Source organism: Marinobacter sp. G5_S1_61_S3, from assembly GCF_054968585.1.
This window is the reverse complement of record NZ_JBQKUK010000028.1, coordinates 1-15,743: the sequence shown is the minus strand read 5'-3', so window position 1 is coordinate 15,743 and position 15,743 is coordinate 1. Positions and strand designations below refer to the sequence as shown.

Sequence of the window (15,743 nt, the reverse complement as noted above, 5' to 3'; positions counted from 1 at the left end):
AGCACGATACTGGGGTGTCGCCAAGTGGTAAGGCAACGGGTTTTGATCCCGTCATGCGCAGGTTCGAATCCTGCCACCCCAGCCACCTTTCTCCCGCTTCTTCTGAATCAAACGCCGATACCGAGAAGGATGCCGTCGTGTCCAAACTGATGATTTTTACTGGCAACGCCAACCCGGAGCTTGCCAAGGCCATCGCCCAGAAACTTCACATTCCCATGGGCCAGGCCACCGTTGGAACCTTCAGCGATGGTGAAACCACCGTTGAAATCAACGAAAATGTTCGCGGGCATGATGTCTTCATCATTCAGCCCACCTGCAACCCCACCAACGATAACCTGATGGAACTGATCGTGATGGCCGACGCACTGCGCCGTGCATCTGCCACCCGGGTTACCGCGGTTATCCCTTACTATGGCTATGCCCGCCAGGATCGCCGTGTTCGCTCCACCCGTGTTGCCATTAGTGCCAAAGTGGTTGCAGATATGATTTCCAGCATCGGCGTTGACAGGGTCCTGACCGTTGACCTCCACGCCGACCAGATCCAGGGCTTCTTCGACATTCCGGTGGACAATATCTACGCCACCCCGGTCATGCTTGAGGATATCGAGAAGCAGCGCTTTGAGAACTTCGTAGTGGTATCTCCTGACGTTGGCGGCGTTGTTCGTGCCCGTGCCGTTGCCAAGCGACTGGACGATGCCGACCTCGCCATCATCGACAAGCGCCGTCCCAAGGCCAACGTGTCGCAGGTCATGCACATCATCGGTGATGTAAAGGACAAGACCTGTATCCTGGTGGACGACATCATCGACACCGCCGGCACGCTTTGCAAAGCCGCCAACGCTCTTAAGGAGCATGGTGCCGCCAGCGTGGTCGCCTACATCACCCACCCCGTCCTTTCAGGCCCGGCTGTTGACAACCTCAACGCCTCCGAATTGGACGAACTGGTTGTCTGCGACACCATCCCACTGGGTGACAAAGCGCGTAATTGTGATAAGATCCGCATCCTCACTATGGCTGGACTGCTTGCGGAATCCATTCGTCGCGTCAGCAACGAAGAGTCCATCAGCGCGATGTTTGAGAACGCCTGATCAGCTAACCACCTGATTTAGTGAAAAGAATCCAGACCGGGAGCCCAGTGGGCTCCCGGTCTGTTTAGTCCGCCGGAAAACAGCCGGCATATCGAAAATATCACCGGTTCAGGACCTGGTCGCGGGCCGCTCTGGTGAAAATTGAGGTTATAACCATGTCTCAGGAATTTCTTATCGAAGCATTTCCTCGTGGCGATCAGGGGAGAGGTGCGAGCCGCCGCCTGCGTCGTGAGGAGCGTAAAATTCCGGCCATCATTTATGGCGGGAAGAAAGAAGCCGTTTCGATTTCCATCTGGCACAACGAGCTGAAAAAAGCTCTGGAAAACGAAGCCTTCTTCTCACACATTCTGACCATCGAACTGGAAGGCAAGAAAGAAAGCGTGATCCTGAAGGATCTGCAGCGTCACCCGTACAAGCCGCTGCTGACCCACGCTGACTTCCTGCGCGTTGACAAGGATCACGAAATCCACGTTAACGTACCGCTGCACTTCCTGAACGAAGAAACTGCACCGGCCATCAAGCTCCAGGGCGGCGTTGCCAACCACCAGATCAACGAAGTAGAAGTGATCTGTCTGCCGCAGAACCTGCCTGAGTTCCTCGAAGTCGACATGACTGCCGTGGAGATGGACCAGGTTGTTCACCTGAGCGACCTCAAACTGCCGAAAGGCGTTCGTATTGCGGCTCTGCTGCAGGGTGAAGACCACGACCTGCCAGTCGTTGCAATCCACAAGCCGCGCGCTGCCAAGACAGAAGATACTGACGAAGGCGAAGACGGCGAAGCGGGTGAAGAAGGCGAAGACAAGGAGTAATCGCTCCTGTACGAATGAGGGCAACGGCAGATGGCACAGGATATCCTCATGGTGGTGGGACTGGGTAACCCCGGCCCCGACTATGCGAATACCCGCCACAACGCCGGTGCCCTGTTCGTGGAAGCACTGGCCCGTGAAACGGGCCAGTCGCTCCGCCCCGAAAAGAAATACCACGGGCTCTACGCCCGAATTCAGCTTCAGGGTCTCGACCTGCACCTGCTGAACCCTTCCACGTATATGAACCGCAGTGGCCTCTCCATCAAGGCACTGGCGGACTTCTTCAAGATTCAGCCCCAACAGATTCTGGTTGCCCACGACGAGCTCGATCTGCCCCCGGGTACCGCCAAGCTAAAAAAAGGCGGCGGCCATGGTGGACACAACGGCCTGCGGGACACCATTGCTCACCTCGGCACCAACGACTTCCAGCGCCTGCGCATCGGCATCGGCCACCCCGGCGACAGCCGCCAGGTCACAGGCTATGTTCTCGGCCGCCTGGGCAAACGGGAAACCGAAGAACTCAACGCCCTGATCGACGAAATCATTCGCGTACTGCCGGACGCTGCCAGCGGCAAACTTCCCGCTGCGATGAATCGCTTGCACAGCTTCAAACCGGTATAATCCGCCCAAATTTTCCAGCACCAGCAGAGGCATTCCATGGGATTTAACTGCGGCATCGTCGGCCTTCCCAACGTCGGCAAATCCACCCTGTTCAACGCACTGACCAAATCCGGTATTGGCGCGGAAAACTTCCCCTTCTGCACCATTGAGCCTAACGCCGGCGTCGTGGCCATGCCCGACCCCCGCCTCAACAAGCTCGCTGACATCGTAAAGCCGGAAAAGGTGGTGGCAACCACAATGGAATTCGTGGATATCGCCGGCCTGGTAGAAGGTGCCTCGAAAGGCGAAGGCCTGGGCAACCAGTTCCTGGCCAACATCCGTCAGACCGACGCCATTGCCCATGTGGTGCGTTGCTTCGAGGACGACAACGTCATTCACGTCGCCAACAAGATTGACCCGGCGTCGGATATCGAAATCATCAACACAGAACTGGCCCTGGCCGATCTGGAAACCGTCGAGAAGGCCATCAAACGGGTTCAGCGAGTCGCAAAAAGCGGCGACAAAGAGGCCAAAGCTCAGCTTGAAGTCTTCGACACCCTGCTTCCCGTGCTGAACGAAGGCAAACCGGTTCGCAGCATGAATCTCGACAAAGAGAAGATGGCACTGATCCGCGAACTCTGCCTGCTCACCGTAAAGCCAACCATGTACATCGCCAACGTCAGCGAAGACGGGTTCGAGAATAACCCTCACCTGGACACCGTGAAAAAGATTGCGGAATCCGAGAACGCAGTTGTGGTGCCTATCTGCAACAAGATAGAAGCCGAAATCTCCGAACTGGAAGACGACGAAAAATCCATGTTCCTGGAAGAAATGGGCATGGACGAGCCTGGCCTGGACCGGGTCATTCGCGGCGGCTACGGTCTGCTGAACCTTCAGACCTACTTTACCGCAGGGGTGAAGGAAGTCCGCGCCTGGACGGTAAAAGTGGGCGCTACCGCACCACAGGCGGCAGGCGTGATCCATACCGACTTCGAACGCGGCTTCATCCGCGCCGAAGTGGTGAGCTACGATGACTTCGTCAAGTACAACGGTGAGGCCGGAGCCAAGGAAGCCGGCAAGTGGCGCCTTGAGGGCAAGGAATACATCGTCCAGGACGGCGATGTTGTCCACTTTCGGTTCAATGTCTGACCGCGCTGGAGCGTTCTGACAGTGAGCCTCCTGCCAGCATGCTGCAGTACCCCGGATGACCGGTGGCCCTGGCCGCAATCGTTGCCAGGGCTTGAGCTGATCAGCCTGGATTTTGATCCTGATAACCTCAAACCGGACGACTTTACGATCAGTGACATCGTTCCGCCACCGTCCGTGGAAAGGGCCGTTGCCAAACGCCAGGCGGAATACCTGGCTGGCCGTTTCTGCGCCCGCGAAGGCTTACTGCGCGCCACGGGGCAACCGGTGGTGCCAGCCCTCGGCGATGACCGGGCGCCGGTATGGCCAACCGGCTGCGTAGGCTCAATCACCCATACCCAGGGTTGGGCTGCGGCGGTGATTGGCCAGCAGATCGACTACGCCGGAGTTGGCCTGGATGCGGAAATCATCATGCCCGATGAACGCGCCCTACCGCTTTGCCGGCAAATCCTGACCCCTTCAGAGCAGACACGGTTTCGTTCGGAACTGGCCAATCATGCAGGGCATTTCATCACTCTGGTGTTCTGCCTCAAGGAAACGCTCTTCAAGGCGCTGTATCCGCTGGTTCAGAAGCGCTTCTACTTCGAGCACGCGGAAGTGCTGTCATGGGACCCGGATGGCACAGCACGATTGCGCCTGCTCACCCACCTTTCCGAACAGTGGCCTACGAATACGGAACTGGAAGCCCGGTTCGTGCAGGAGCACGACCGCCTGATCAGCCTGATCGTGGTTCCCGCCAACCACCACAATTGATAACCATTACCATTTGAGATAGGATCACGGTTTCTCTCAATCTCCCGCCAGAGGCACTATGTTTAAACTGGACGCCGTCAGTTGGCAGATCAATGGAAAGACCCTGCTCCATCCGATCGACCTGACCATTAAGCATGGTCAGGTGGTTGGGCTGATCGGGCACAACGGCTCTGGAAAATCCACGCTGGTAAAACTGCTCGCCCGCCAACTGACGCCGACATCAGGCCAGGTTTCCCTTGAGGGTAAACCGTTGGAATCGTGGGGCGACAAACCCCTGGCGAGGCAGATCGCTTACCTGCCGCAACAGCTGCCACCGACAGAAGGCCTGCGTGTTATCGATCTGATACGTTTCGGCCGCTACCCCTGGCATGGCGCACTCGGACGCTTTTCCGCCGAAGACCGGGCCCAGGTGAACCGAGCCATGGCACTGACGGATACGGAACAGTTTGCCCACCGCAACGTCGATGAACTGTCTGGGGGCGAGCGCCAGCGGGTCTGGCTGGCCATGCTGATCGCCCAGAACGCCCGGTACCTGCTGCTGGACGAACCCACTTCCGCACTTGATATTGCCCACCAGGTGGAAGTCCTGTCGCTGGTTCGCAACCTGGGCAGGGAGCTGGACATGGGTGTCGTTGTGGTTCTGCACGACATCAATATGGCCGCCACCTACTGTGACCACCTGGTCGCACTCCACAGCGGAAAGTTACTGACGCAGGGTGCGCCCAAAGAGCTGATGAACACCAGCACACTGGAATCCATCTACGGTATTTCCATGTCTGTCATGCCTCACCCTCATAACGATGGGGCACACATTGCCATCGCCTGAACCCCGCCGTTTGGTACCCTGACGCTTTTAAACCGATTGGTTGTTCTGCTCAGGCCTGCTCGACCAGGCTTTCCGGAAGCCGGGCCCCTTTAGGCGGTTTATCAATATGGGGACAATTCTCACACAGCGCCAGCTCCGGCAGCCGGTAACGGATACAACACTGACGCCGCTGACGCAGGGGCGAAGGCCCGGATGAGCGTTCCACATAGCGTACCGGGCTGAACATCGGGTTTTTGCCACCATCCGGGCGGCGCTCTGATTCAATCAGCTGTTTGCCGTCAGCAAGCATCTCCGCCGGCAATCCAAGGCCAGCCATGGCATGAACCAACCACTCAACATAATTGGCGGCATTGTTCCACAACACCTTCCTGGACAGCTTTACCTGCTGGTTCCAGCCCTCGATAAGTGGTTCGAAGTTGCCGTCCAGCAGCTCCTTAAAGCGTTCGAAAGGCCCTTCGGGCTTGCTCGCAAAGGGCTGTCCCTCATGGGGTAGCCGGAAGGCTTCCGGCAAGCCGTCATCCCCCAGAATCACCTCAAGCTTGTCGAGTGCCACTGGCAGCTCATGCCCCAGCACCATGTTCGCCGCCACAGTCGGCACGATCAGCTTCACGAAGTATGTGCGGGACCACTGGGAAACCAATGCCCGCCGGTCATCACCTGGCTGAAAGCGGCGATAATGTTCCAACAGCCACGCCAGGCCATCGGTGGTTATCAGTTCCCGGACAGGAATTGCTGGCCGCGGATCATCCGGCAGAACCAGTATGTCCCGGTAATGTTCGAAATCCCCGACGAACAGGGGGGCAAGCGCACGAATAGTCATGAATCAGGCTGCGTAAAGCTGTTTGAGAGGAAGGAACCTAACACATCGAAGACCGTTCAAAGAAGCGCTCCCGCGAAAGTGACATGAGCGCGGCTCGTTTGTGGGGGAAATCAAAATCCCGGACCCGATCAAAGCCGGTATTCTGAAGGTGGTGAATCATACGGTCGTTGTCGGACCGAGGTTCGGAGACGATACGCTGTGTCCGGGGTTCATCCAGAAACAGGTAGTGCACCAGGGACGGCAGCCAGCACGCCACTTTGTGAGGGCCACGGTGGTGATCCTCCCCGACCAGCATGTGGATGCCACGATCATGCAATCCGGCCTCACAATGGGGCCCGATACGATCTTCCTGGGCCCAATAGACATCGAAAAAACCAAACGGTTCGTCATCAAAACAGCCGATCAGTTGCAGGCAATGGGGGTCCTTCGCGAGGACCTCCAGATGTCTGCGATGCTCTTCCAGCGACCCGCTCTCCTCCCAGAAATACTCGACCCTGGGGGAGTTCTGCCAACGATTGAAGCGCGCCAGGTCTTCCCGGATATCCAACGTACGAAAAGAAATCCAACTGCACAACTGGGTATCATGGCGGCGGTACACCTCGCCAACGGGTTTTTGCGGTCGTATCGGAACACCCGGGTTTTCCAAAGCATCTGCTGTACTCACGTTACCTCCTCCCGAAGCGCCGGGTTCTGTGGATTGCTGGAAAGCCCATGCCCCTCGGCCATTGCAACGACGACTTTCCTGGGGCCGGCGAAGGGTTCCCGCGCATGGGCCATCAACATATTGTCCAGCATCAGGATGTCGCCGCTGCGCCACGGGAAGACCACGCGACATTCATCCAGAACACCCCGGACTTCCTCCAGGGCGGAGGACTCAATGGCGCCGCCATCGCCGTAGTAAACGTTTCTGGGCAGATTGTCCTCGCCCACGGTTTCCAGCAGGATCGCCTGCATTTCCTCATCCAGCGCCGACAAGTGGAACAGGTGCGCCTGATTGAACCACACCTTGTCGCCGGTACGGGGATGACGGGCAACTGCCTGACAGCGCTGAGCCGTGCGCAGACAACCATCGTCTTTCCAGGTTACGTCAATACCCTGCCGTCGGCAGAAAACCTCAACCGCTTCGGCACTGTCGGTGTTGAACACCTGTTGCCAATCCACATCAAGGCCGTTGCCATAGTTGCGGACGTAAGTCAGCCCCCGCTCACTGAAACGCCGGCGCAGGGCCGGATCGATCCGGCGATAGACCTCTCGGCTGTCCGCGATGGGGGTCTCCCCGCCCTGCTCGGCCGCCCGAGCACAATAGAACCAGATCCGCATTGGCCACTCGGTGGTATAGGCCTGCTCGTTATGCAGTGGAATGCTTCTGTGAGCCGGATACTCCGTTGAGGTATACACACCTTTTCCGGTCACCTGGCTGCGTGGCGTTGAACCAAACTCGTAACTGAGCAGCGGATGACCAAAAGAACCGGCAAACGACTGGAAGCCCTCAACGCCGGGCGCTGAAAAGCCGCGAAACAGGATGGCACCGTCTTTTTCCAGTCGGTGCTCGACCAGCTCCCGAATTGCTCCAGCAACCTGCTCCAGGCCGGTATCCGGCGTGAGCGGGCTGACCTTGAGCGGAACACCGTCCTCGATGGCCAACGCCTCAGGCGCTGTTCTGGCCGTGATGGAATTCATCGGCGTCAACCTCCGGCCATCGCATCCTGCAGGCTTTTGGGACGCATATCCGTCCACGCTTCACGGATGTGCGCGAGACAGGAGGCCTTATCCCCCTCCACGCCTATCGCTTTCCAGCCTTCGGGAATGGGTTTGTAGCTCGGCCAGATGGAGTATTGCTCTTCGTGGTTAATGACAACCTGAAAAATGGTGCTCTCGCTATCGAAACTCATGACGTACCTCGCCTGACCTGTAACTGCAGGGGCAGACCGCCCCTCCCATACTCTCCAAGACGAACGGGGCACCCGGAAATTTAGGGCGACGGCCTGTCTGAGCCCATCCCGTTCATCACATCAATCATCTGCTTCATGATGACGGTGGCGGTCAGCGGCCCACCAAACGACCAGTAGTTGGTTGCCAGGAAGCCGTAGCGATGCTTCCGCGCCGCCGGCAGAGCTCGCCAGAGCGGAGATTCAAACATCGGTGCTCCACTGAAATTGCCGATCATGAAGATATGGGCATCGGGTGCCTGGGCAAGCGCGTGGATTTCAATCCGCTGGTGGATGGTGTGGCCTTCCCGCAATGGCCAGGGATTGGTGCCGCCCAGCCGGTTCGCCAGGCTGACGACCAGCGTCTGTTCATTCGAAACAATAAACAGCCCCTGCTCTGCCAATGGGTAAAGCACTGCGATGGGCTCTCCGGCCATCCCCCTTTCACGAGCCACTCGCCTTCCCTTATCCAGGACCTGTTCCAGCCGGGCAACAACCACCTCCGCCTCAGCCTCTCTCCCTGTCAGGGCCGCCAGGTGCCCCAGAATCGCCTTTCCAACGTCTACGGCATCCCGGGGTGACGGTTCCAGGGAGACCCGATACATCACTGTGGGCGCCAGCCGGTCAAGGCGGTCAAATAGGCTGACATGGAGGCTGGACACACCCAGAATCAGGTCTGGCTGCAGGCCGACCAAACGTTCCAGGTTGGGTTGTTGCGGCGTTCCCAGGGATTCCACGCCATCCAGACTGTCAGCCAGAGGCTTGCCCTGCCAGCGATAGCTGTCCGGGTTGGCAACACCCACCGGCTGTATACCCAGCGCCAGCAGAATCTCCGTGGTGAGATCATCCAGACTGACGATCCGCAGAGGCTCGTCGGGAATCGTCTCTGACTGCGCGGCCACGATGGGCTTCGGTGGTTCGGCGTTGGCGACTAGGGATACGAGGCAGAGTGCAATGGCTGCAATTAACGTCATTCCGGCTCTCATGCTTTACGAAAGTAGGTTCGGGTCAGGAGCACCAGGAAAATCGGCGCCCCTATGGTGGCGGTCATCACACCAAGTGGCACGTCCAGCGGTGACAACAATCGCTGCCCCCCCACATCCGCCAGGATCAGCAAAACCGCGCCCATCAATGGCGTCACGATCAGCCGATCCCGATAGCCATAGAAGCCCAGCAACCGCACAGCATGAGGCACCAGCAGCCCAACAAAAGCCACCGGCCCAAGCACACTGACAGCCGCAGCAATCATGAAACTGGCCAGCACAAGCAGTAGCAGGCGTTTACGGGCGGCGCCCACACCCAGACTGTCCGCGACCCCATCTCCCAGGGCCAGCAGGTCCAGCCACCGACGCGCCAACATCGCCAGCACCAGGCCGATGCACAACCAGGGCAACAACACCCATACATCACCCCAGGTAGTGGCGTAGCTGCTTCCAGCCATCCAGATCAGCGCGAGCGTTATGTTCAGGGAGTGAAAGCCAATCAACAGGCTGGTGAGCCCCGCAGCAACACCGGTCAGAGCGAAGCCTGTCAGAATCAGCCGCAAGGGCTCGAGACCATGACGAACGTTGAGCAGAATGACGACGGTCAGTGCCACGGTCGCCCCAAGCCAGGCGAAGGGCAGGCGCCAGCCCGGTGCGAGTTCGGGCAGTAGCATGATCCCGGCCAACACCGCCAGTGCGGACATCTGGCTGACCCCCAACACACTGGGGCTCGCCAGTGGGTTGCGGGTTACTCCCTGTAGAATCAGACCACTGGAGGCAAACAAGGCGCCCCCGGCGGCATCCACCATCAGCCGGGGCAACCGCAGGTCCAGCAACTGCCAGGCCACTCCATCCCCCGCCAATAGCATGGTCAGGCTGATGGCGTCGCCACCTAGCACGCCATAACCCAGCCCACCGCCCAGCATCATCGTCAATATCACCACGATCGCGACGGCGGAGAGCTTTTTCCCGGCAGGCTCCCCTGACCCCAGGGCTGCCTGAACCGGAAACTGGCGGCTGCGGGTCAACCGCAACAACAGCATGACCGCGATGCCGGCAAGAACCGCCGACAAGGTCGCCAGAGGCAGTTCCATCACCTCCGCCACAGCAGCCACCACAACATCCGCGGACAACGTCAGGACCCCGCCCCAAAGCGCAGCCAGCGGCAGCACCCGTGATGGCCAGTGTACGCCAAATCCGTAGCGCACCAGGTTCGGCGCAACCAGACCAATGAACCCCAGCGGCCCGGCGATATGAATTGCCAGCGCGCTCAGCAGAGTGCCTATCAGGATAACCACCGCTTTAAGCATGCGGGGTGACAGCCCCAGCACCCGCATCTGGGCATCTCCCAACAAAGCCATGTTCAGCGGTCGCCGCAGCAACGCAAGAGCAAGCAGCAATGGCGGCACCATCCACAGTGCCAGTTGCACCCGGGCCCAACCGAACTGGCTGAGTGACCCGGTGTCCCAGATCGCCACCACAAAGGCCGCCCGTTCATTGAGGGTGAGCAACAGCGTCAACAGCGCGTAAAGGATCTGTGCCATGGCCATGCCGGCCAACACCAGGCGCAGCGGCGTCGTACGACTGCCGCCGGCAAAAAAGAACGTCAGCATCGCGGCCACAAGACCACCCAGGAAGACCAGCGGCAGGGCAAACGCCGCTGGCAGCATCATCCCCAGGATGACCCCAAACTGGGCGCCCGCCGTGATACCAAGTAGATCCGGCGACACCAGCGGATTGCGGGTAATCAACTGCATCAGGGCGCCGGCAATACCCAATCCCGCACCGACAATCAGGCCTGCAACAACTCGGGGTAACTGTGCCCACCAGAGCAGCAGGCCATCGAGGGACGGCGACGACTGCCATGGGGTCAACCAGGCGCCGGCCTCCGGCATCGGATAACGGAAAAAGCCCTGCCATAACAGCAGGGCTATCAAGGCCAGGGTTCCCGCCCCGGTCGCCAGCCACAGTCGGCGGTTCGTCGCCTTGACCTGGCCACCTTCAATTTGCTGATTCACCGCAGTCACACCAACATCCATTCATCAGGGTGCAGAGAATCCGGCGATGGCATCGGCAGCCGCAGGAAGGCACGACCGCCGTCAGCACATCGCCGGCTCAGGCACTACCAGTTATAGGAAACCGTGCCCTGAACGGTGCGCTCAGCGCCATAGTAGCAACGCGCCGCATTGTTACATTCGCCGACGTATTCCTCGTCAAACAGGTTGTGGACGTTCACGCGGGTCTCCCAACCATTAAGGAATTGGTAGGCCAGAGCCAGGTCCACCAGAGTGACCTCGTCGGTCTCCAGTCGTGACGGGTAGGCGAGAGTATCAGACGGGTAGGCGTAGGACTCGCCGACATAGCGCACACCGACGCCAGCTTCCACGCCACGCAACAGGTCCTCGAAGAATTTGTAGTTGGCCCAGAGCGAAGCCTGGTTGCGCGGGACGCCCACGACCTGCCTACCCTCATAGCGAGGGAAGGATTCATCTTCGACGATCTTTGCGTCGGTGTAGGTGTAGGTGGCCAGCAGGCTCAGGTTCTCGTTGATGTCGCTGTTGAGTTCAAACTCGACACCCTCGGACTCCGTACGGCCGACGTTCCGATAGGCACCAATGGAACCGTCATAATTGACGTCGTCCTTCTTGACAATATCAAACGCCGAAACGGTCACCAGCGTATCCAAGCCCGGCGGCTGGTACTTGAAGCCGGCTTCATACTGCCGACCTGTGATCGGTTCCAGGGCTTCATTATCCGTCGTAGTCTGGCGAGCTGGCACAAACGAAGTGGAATAGCTGAGGTAAGGCGAAAGGCCAAAATCAAACTCGTACATCAGGCCGGCCTGCCATGTGAACTCCTTGTCGTTGAAGTCGAAGTCCTCGCCTCCCGGCAGACGATTATCAAATTCAGTTTCGGCGTAATCAAAACGCCCTCCCAGTAGCCCGATCAGGTTACCGACCCGACTCTGCACCTGTGCATAAACACCAGCCAGGTTCTGAATTTCCTCACCGTCGCTGGAGGTGGTCGGGGTACCCGGGATCCGGGCCCAAACCGGGTCATAGATGTTGATAAATTGAATATCGCTGAAACCGACATCCTGGGTCTGATCAAAACTGGTGCGATCAAAGCTCACACCGGCAAGCCAGGTGTTTTCGGTAGCGCCGATCTGCAGATCTCCAACCAGTTGGTTGTCGATGGAATAGGTACGCGACTCATTAAACCGGTCACGGCCATACGCACCCACGAAATCATCAAACCCATCCCCAGGGAACCCCCACCAGACTTCCTTGCGCTCAACACGGGAACGCAGGTAACGGGCGTTCTGCCGGAAGGTCAGGTCAGAATTGAACTGGTGCTCGTATTCATAGCCCAGTGACCAGACCTCACGATCAAAGGTATCCCACTCCGGATGACCAAGATTGGTGGACGGGTCGATTTGACCGGCGGGGTGATCCAACACGGTTCCGCCTGCCGGTAGCCCCAACTGAATTTCGGTATCGTCTTTCTGATAGGAGACCAGCAGTGTCAGGGTGTCCTGATCGGTCAGTTTCAGGGTCATGGACGGTGCAAAGTAAAGCCGGTCGTCCGGCACGCTGTCGGTCTGGGTATCGGATCGCCGGCTCAGGAACACCATGCGCCCCAGCACCTTGCCATCATCGGTCATCGCACCGGAAATATCAGCGGATACCTGTTTGCGGTCATGGGTGCCGTAGCTCAGGTTTACCTGGCCCTGATCGGTCTCAGTGGGACGCTTGCTCACCAGGTTCACCAGTCCGCCCGGCACGTTCTCACCGTACAGTACGGAAGTGGGGCCCTTGAACACCTCAACCCGCTCAAGCCCGAAGGGCTCTGCCGAGGTGGAGTAGGCGTTGGGCTGAACCCTGAGGCCATCGCGGTAGGTACCGTAGCCGTAGTCGCGCTGGTTCATACCGCGAATATAGAAAATGTCACCGGCAAGACCATCACCGACCGGGAACTTGGTCGAGGAAACACCCGGCATGTAGTAGAGAATATCGGACAACGTCTGGGCATTCTGGTCTTCGATGCGCTCCCTGGTAGCAACGGAAACCGACCGCGGTGTTTCAGCCAGCGGCGTGTTCGTCTTGGTCGCCGTCAGGCTTCGTTCCGCCTCGTAGCCATAGTCAGGTCCCTGCGGCCCTTCCCTCTCAGCGGTGACCTGAATTTCCTCGAGTTCCGTTGCGTTATTCTCGTCCTGGGCAAAGGCGTGGCCAGAGGTGCCTACTGCAGCCGCAAGCAGACTGATTCGGAAGGCGGATAAGCCGTTTTCCTTAAACGTCATAACTGATTCCCTACTGAATGTGACAAAAGCGCCAAAACCCGGCGCCTTACCTGAAGCTGAAGCTATCTTAAGCATATTTAATTTTAAACTCAACGATAACAATTCCTATTTACATTAGAAAATGCGTTATATTCAATGCCTGTTAAGGCCTAACCCACTGGTTCGCCTGAACGCCCCACTTTCATACCATCGGCTCCGACCGTGGAATTGGAGTTCGCTTCCAACGAACGGGGCATCGATTCAAGAAATTCCGGATGGCGTACAATTCCCAGATGGTGAGTATCGATCCACACCGAGCTGGCAGGTTTGCAGCCGATAAAGGCGGTCAGTAGCGCTTCTGCATTGTCATTGCTCTCTGGTGACTGCTTTGCCCACCACGCATGCACTGGCGCCCGAAGTGGTTTGACCCGTTCATGGGCCCTTGCCAGCCGGCGCATATGCCTTTCCACATCCAGCAATTGCTGCCACTCATCCTGGGCGACGCCCTCAGGGGATGATTCGGGATTGTTTTCGACGGACCGGTGGCCAGCCCCGGGGATATAACCATCGATCAGGCCGACCCAGGCCACTTCCCTGCCCAGGCGCTCCAACAGGCTCGCCATTTCCAGCACCAGCGCACCACCCATGGACCAACCAAGGAGGTAGTATGGCCCCTGGGGTTGTAGCGCCAGCATCTCCTTCACGTAGTCCCTTGCCATCGCGGCCAGTGACCGGTCGCGCCAGCTTGAATCAAGAATCTGTCGATTCTGAAAACCCCAGACCGACCAGTCGCCCGCCAATCGTGAGGCAAGCGGATAGTAGCCAACCACCGTGCCGCTGACCGGGTGCGGACAGAATAGTTGCGGTGCTGTCCCACGCGACTCTGAAAGACGAATCAGAGGATTCAGCTTACCCGCCGACGGCCGCTCGGCCTCCGCCGGTAATGCCTCCGATGTGCCGGCCACCAGGGTTTCCAGAGCCAGGCCAATCGCTCTCATCAGCCGCTGGACGTTGGAAGCCTGATATCGCTGACCACTGTAGCGACAACTGAGCGTCAACTGCCCCTGATAGACCTGGCCGTTTATTTCCAGCTCCCGCCCGAGGGGCGCATCGGGGTCCACCAACTCACCCGCCGACTCCGGCGCCAATCTAAAACGACCGCTCGCAAGGGTGTCGTCAAACTGACCCAGGTAATTGAATGCCAGGTCCGGTTCCGGCAGGCGTTTCAGACGCGAACGGGTTTTAGGGTCGCCCAGGTATCGAAGGGCACCGTATCCGAGTCCCTTGCCCGGAATCCCGGCACGCAGATGGCGGGTCGCGTCTAGGGTTAATAACGGATTGCCTGTGGGTTCGAGCTGAACCGGATACAGGCTGGTAAACCAACCCAGTGTGCGGCTCAGATCGAGGGCTGCATCGTCGGTTTCCCGGCCATGACCCTCTACGGCGACGATGGGTCGCTGCAGACCACCCCATGCCCGCAGCCCCTCCGCCAGGGCAGCCAGCATGACATCGTCCATGCCCGCCTCAAACGCCGCCAGGGTTTGACGGAGCAACGTTCGGGTTTGACCGGCGGACAGGCTCCACTCGCAGAGTTCCTCATACCGTGTCGCCCGGCTGCCCGCCGGATTGTCCACCGGCCAGGGCTCAGGGGCAGTGGAAAAACGTTCCCAATACGCCAGTTCCTGCTGCCATGCTCCCTGATCGGCACGCTCGCGGAGGTGATTGGCCCAGGACTGGAAAGTAGCGCGCGGTAGCCGAGCATCAGTTGCCCTTCCCTCGGCAACCTGCCGGTAGGCTTCGCCGAGATCGTCCAGGAGAATCCGCCAGGAGACACCGTCAACAATCAAGTGATGGGCGCTGACCAACAGTCGCTGCCCACCGTCCGGAAGTGTCATCAGCACAATGGCTGCAAGGGGGCCGTTCTCGAGATCGAAACTGCGCTGTATTCGGTCACAAGTCGTCGTCACCAAACCCTCGTCTGGCAGCACCACGACACTGAAAAGCCGGTCCACGGACTCTGTAGCCCGGTAGTTTCCATACCAGACATCCCGTTCACGGTGGAAGCCCAGGCGGAGGACATCGTGGTGTTCGATCAGCGCCGCAACCGCTCGCCGCAGCAGTTCCTCGTCAAGCGGGTGAATGACCTCAAGCAATACCGACTGGTTCCAATGGGAATAATCAGGCAGAGGCTGCTCGAAAAAATGGGCCTGAATCGGTGTCAGTGGCACAAGGCCTTCGGCCCTTGCAGTTTCGGAGGCTGACGTCGTTATCGGCTCCAAAGCAGCGGCCAACTCCGAGAGTCGCGGTTTCAGGAACACGGTTTTCGGTGTCACTTGCCAGCGCAACTGACGCAAACGGGTGATCAGCTCCAGGGACTGGATGGAATCACCACCCAGCTCGAAGAAACTGTCATTCCTGCCGACCTCAGCCGCTCCCAGCATTGCGGCCCACAGTTCGGCCAGCAGGACCTCGCGCGCGCCTTCTGGCCTCTGATGCTGTTTCGTTCGCGAGACA

General features: G+C 58.8%; 13 protein-coding genes, 1 tRNA gene and 1 pseudogene. 7 read left to right on the top strand and 8 right to left on the bottom strand.

Annotated elements, in window-relative coordinates; genetic code table 11:
- The first annotated feature begins 10 nt into the window (after window positions 1-10).
- The 7 genes from ACTRWH_RS19985 to ACTRWH_RS19955 all read left to right on the top strand — a co-directional run bounded on the left by ACTRWH_RS19985 (window position 11) and on the right by ACTRWH_RS19955 (window position 5,219).
- Window positions 11-85: transfer RNA gene (locus tag ACTRWH_RS19985), tRNA-Gln, on the top strand.
- 52 nt (window positions 86-137) lie between these two features.
- Window positions 138-1,088 (top strand): ribose-phosphate diphosphokinase, encoded by a 951-nt coding sequence (locus tag ACTRWH_RS19980; RefSeq protein ID WP_036205696.1) that lies wholly within the window; start codon window positions 138-140, stop codon window positions 1,086-1,088.
- 155 nt (window positions 1,089-1,243) lie between these two features.
- Window positions 1,244-1,897 (top strand): 50S ribosomal protein L25/general stress protein Ctc, encoded by a 654-nt coding sequence (locus ACTRWH_RS19975; protein WP_036205694.1) that lies wholly within the window; start codon window positions 1,244-1,246, stop codon window positions 1,895-1,897.
- Window positions 1,898-1,927: 30 nt separating this feature from the next.
- The gene (gene pth, locus ACTRWH_RS19970; protein ID WP_041333474.1) at window positions 1,928-2,515 is read left to right on the top strand and encodes an aminoacyl-tRNA hydrolase; all 588 of its coding nucleotides are present in this window, start codon (window positions 1,928-1,930) and stop codon (window positions 2,513-2,515) included.
- 36 nt (window positions 2,516-2,551) lie between these two features.
- Window positions 2,552-3,643, top strand: a complete 1,092-nt coding sequence (gene ychF / locus ACTRWH_RS19965; protein WP_075196009.1) for a redox-regulated ATPase YchF — start codon at window positions 2,552-2,554, stop codon at window positions 3,641-3,643.
- 21 nt (window positions 3,644-3,664) lie between these two features.
- Entirely contained in the window at window positions 3,665-4,393 is a 729-nt protein-coding gene (locus ACTRWH_RS19960; RefSeq protein WP_085681514.1) for a 4'-phosphopantetheinyl transferase family protein, read from the top strand.
- 58 nt (window positions 4,394-4,451) lie between these two features.
- Window positions 4,452-5,219 carry an ATP-binding cassette domain-containing protein gene (locus ACTRWH_RS19955; RefSeq protein WP_075196011.1) on the top strand — a complete coding sequence of 256 codons (768 nt, stop codon included), beginning with the start codon at window positions 4,452-4,454 and terminating at the stop codon, window positions 5,217-5,219.
- Between the two features lie 49 nt (window positions 5,220-5,268).
- Here the strand turns inward: ACTRWH_RS19955 and fhuF are convergent, their stop codons facing one another.
- The 8 genes and pseudogenes from fhuF to ACTRWH_RS19915 form a co-directional block, all read right to left on the bottom strand.
- Window positions 5,269-6,039, bottom strand: coding sequence for a siderophore-iron reductase FhuF (gene fhuF / locus ACTRWH_RS19950; RefSeq protein ID WP_085681515.1), 771 nt, complete (start codon window positions 6,037-6,039; stop codon window positions 5,269-5,271).
- A gap of 37 nt (window positions 6,040-6,076) precedes the next feature.
- Window positions 6,077-6,667: pseudogene (locus ACTRWH_RS19945) on the bottom strand (GNAT family N-acetyltransferase); the annotation flags it as partial.
- Window positions 6,668-6,699: 32 nt separating this feature from the next.
- Window positions 6,700-7,719: a TauD/TfdA family dioxygenase gene (locus ACTRWH_RS19940; protein WP_085681517.1), complete on the bottom strand. Its 1,020-nt coding sequence runs from the start codon at window positions 7,717-7,719 to the stop codon at window positions 6,700-6,702.
- 5 nt (window positions 7,720-7,724) lie between these two features.
- Entirely contained in the window at window positions 7,725-7,931 is a 207-nt protein-coding gene (locus ACTRWH_RS19935; RefSeq protein ID WP_075196014.1) for an MbtH family protein, read from the bottom strand.
- 80 nt (window positions 7,932-8,011) lie between these two features.
- Complete coding sequence (locus tag ACTRWH_RS19930) at window positions 8,012-8,941, bottom strand: iron-siderophore ABC transporter substrate-binding protein (RefSeq protein ID WP_085681518.1); 930 nt, start codon at window positions 8,939-8,941, stop codon at window positions 8,012-8,014.
- An 8-nt stretch (window positions 8,942-8,949) separates the two neighbouring features.
- A complete protein-coding gene (locus tag ACTRWH_RS19925; RefSeq protein WP_454544846.1) occupies window positions 8,950-10,956 on the bottom strand; it encodes an iron ABC transporter permease in 2,007 nt (668 codons plus the stop codon).
- Window positions 10,957-11,072: 116 nt separating this feature from the next.
- Window positions 11,073-13,250: a TonB-dependent siderophore receptor gene (locus ACTRWH_RS19920; RefSeq protein ID WP_085681519.1), complete on the bottom strand. Its 2,178-nt coding sequence runs from the start codon at window positions 13,248-13,250 to the stop codon at window positions 11,073-11,075.
- Window positions 13,251-13,399: 149 nt separating this feature from the next.
- A partial coding sequence (locus tag ACTRWH_RS19915) for a condensation domain-containing protein (RefSeq protein WP_462826773.1) occupies window positions 13,400-15,743 on the bottom strand: 2,344 nt, incomplete at its 5' end.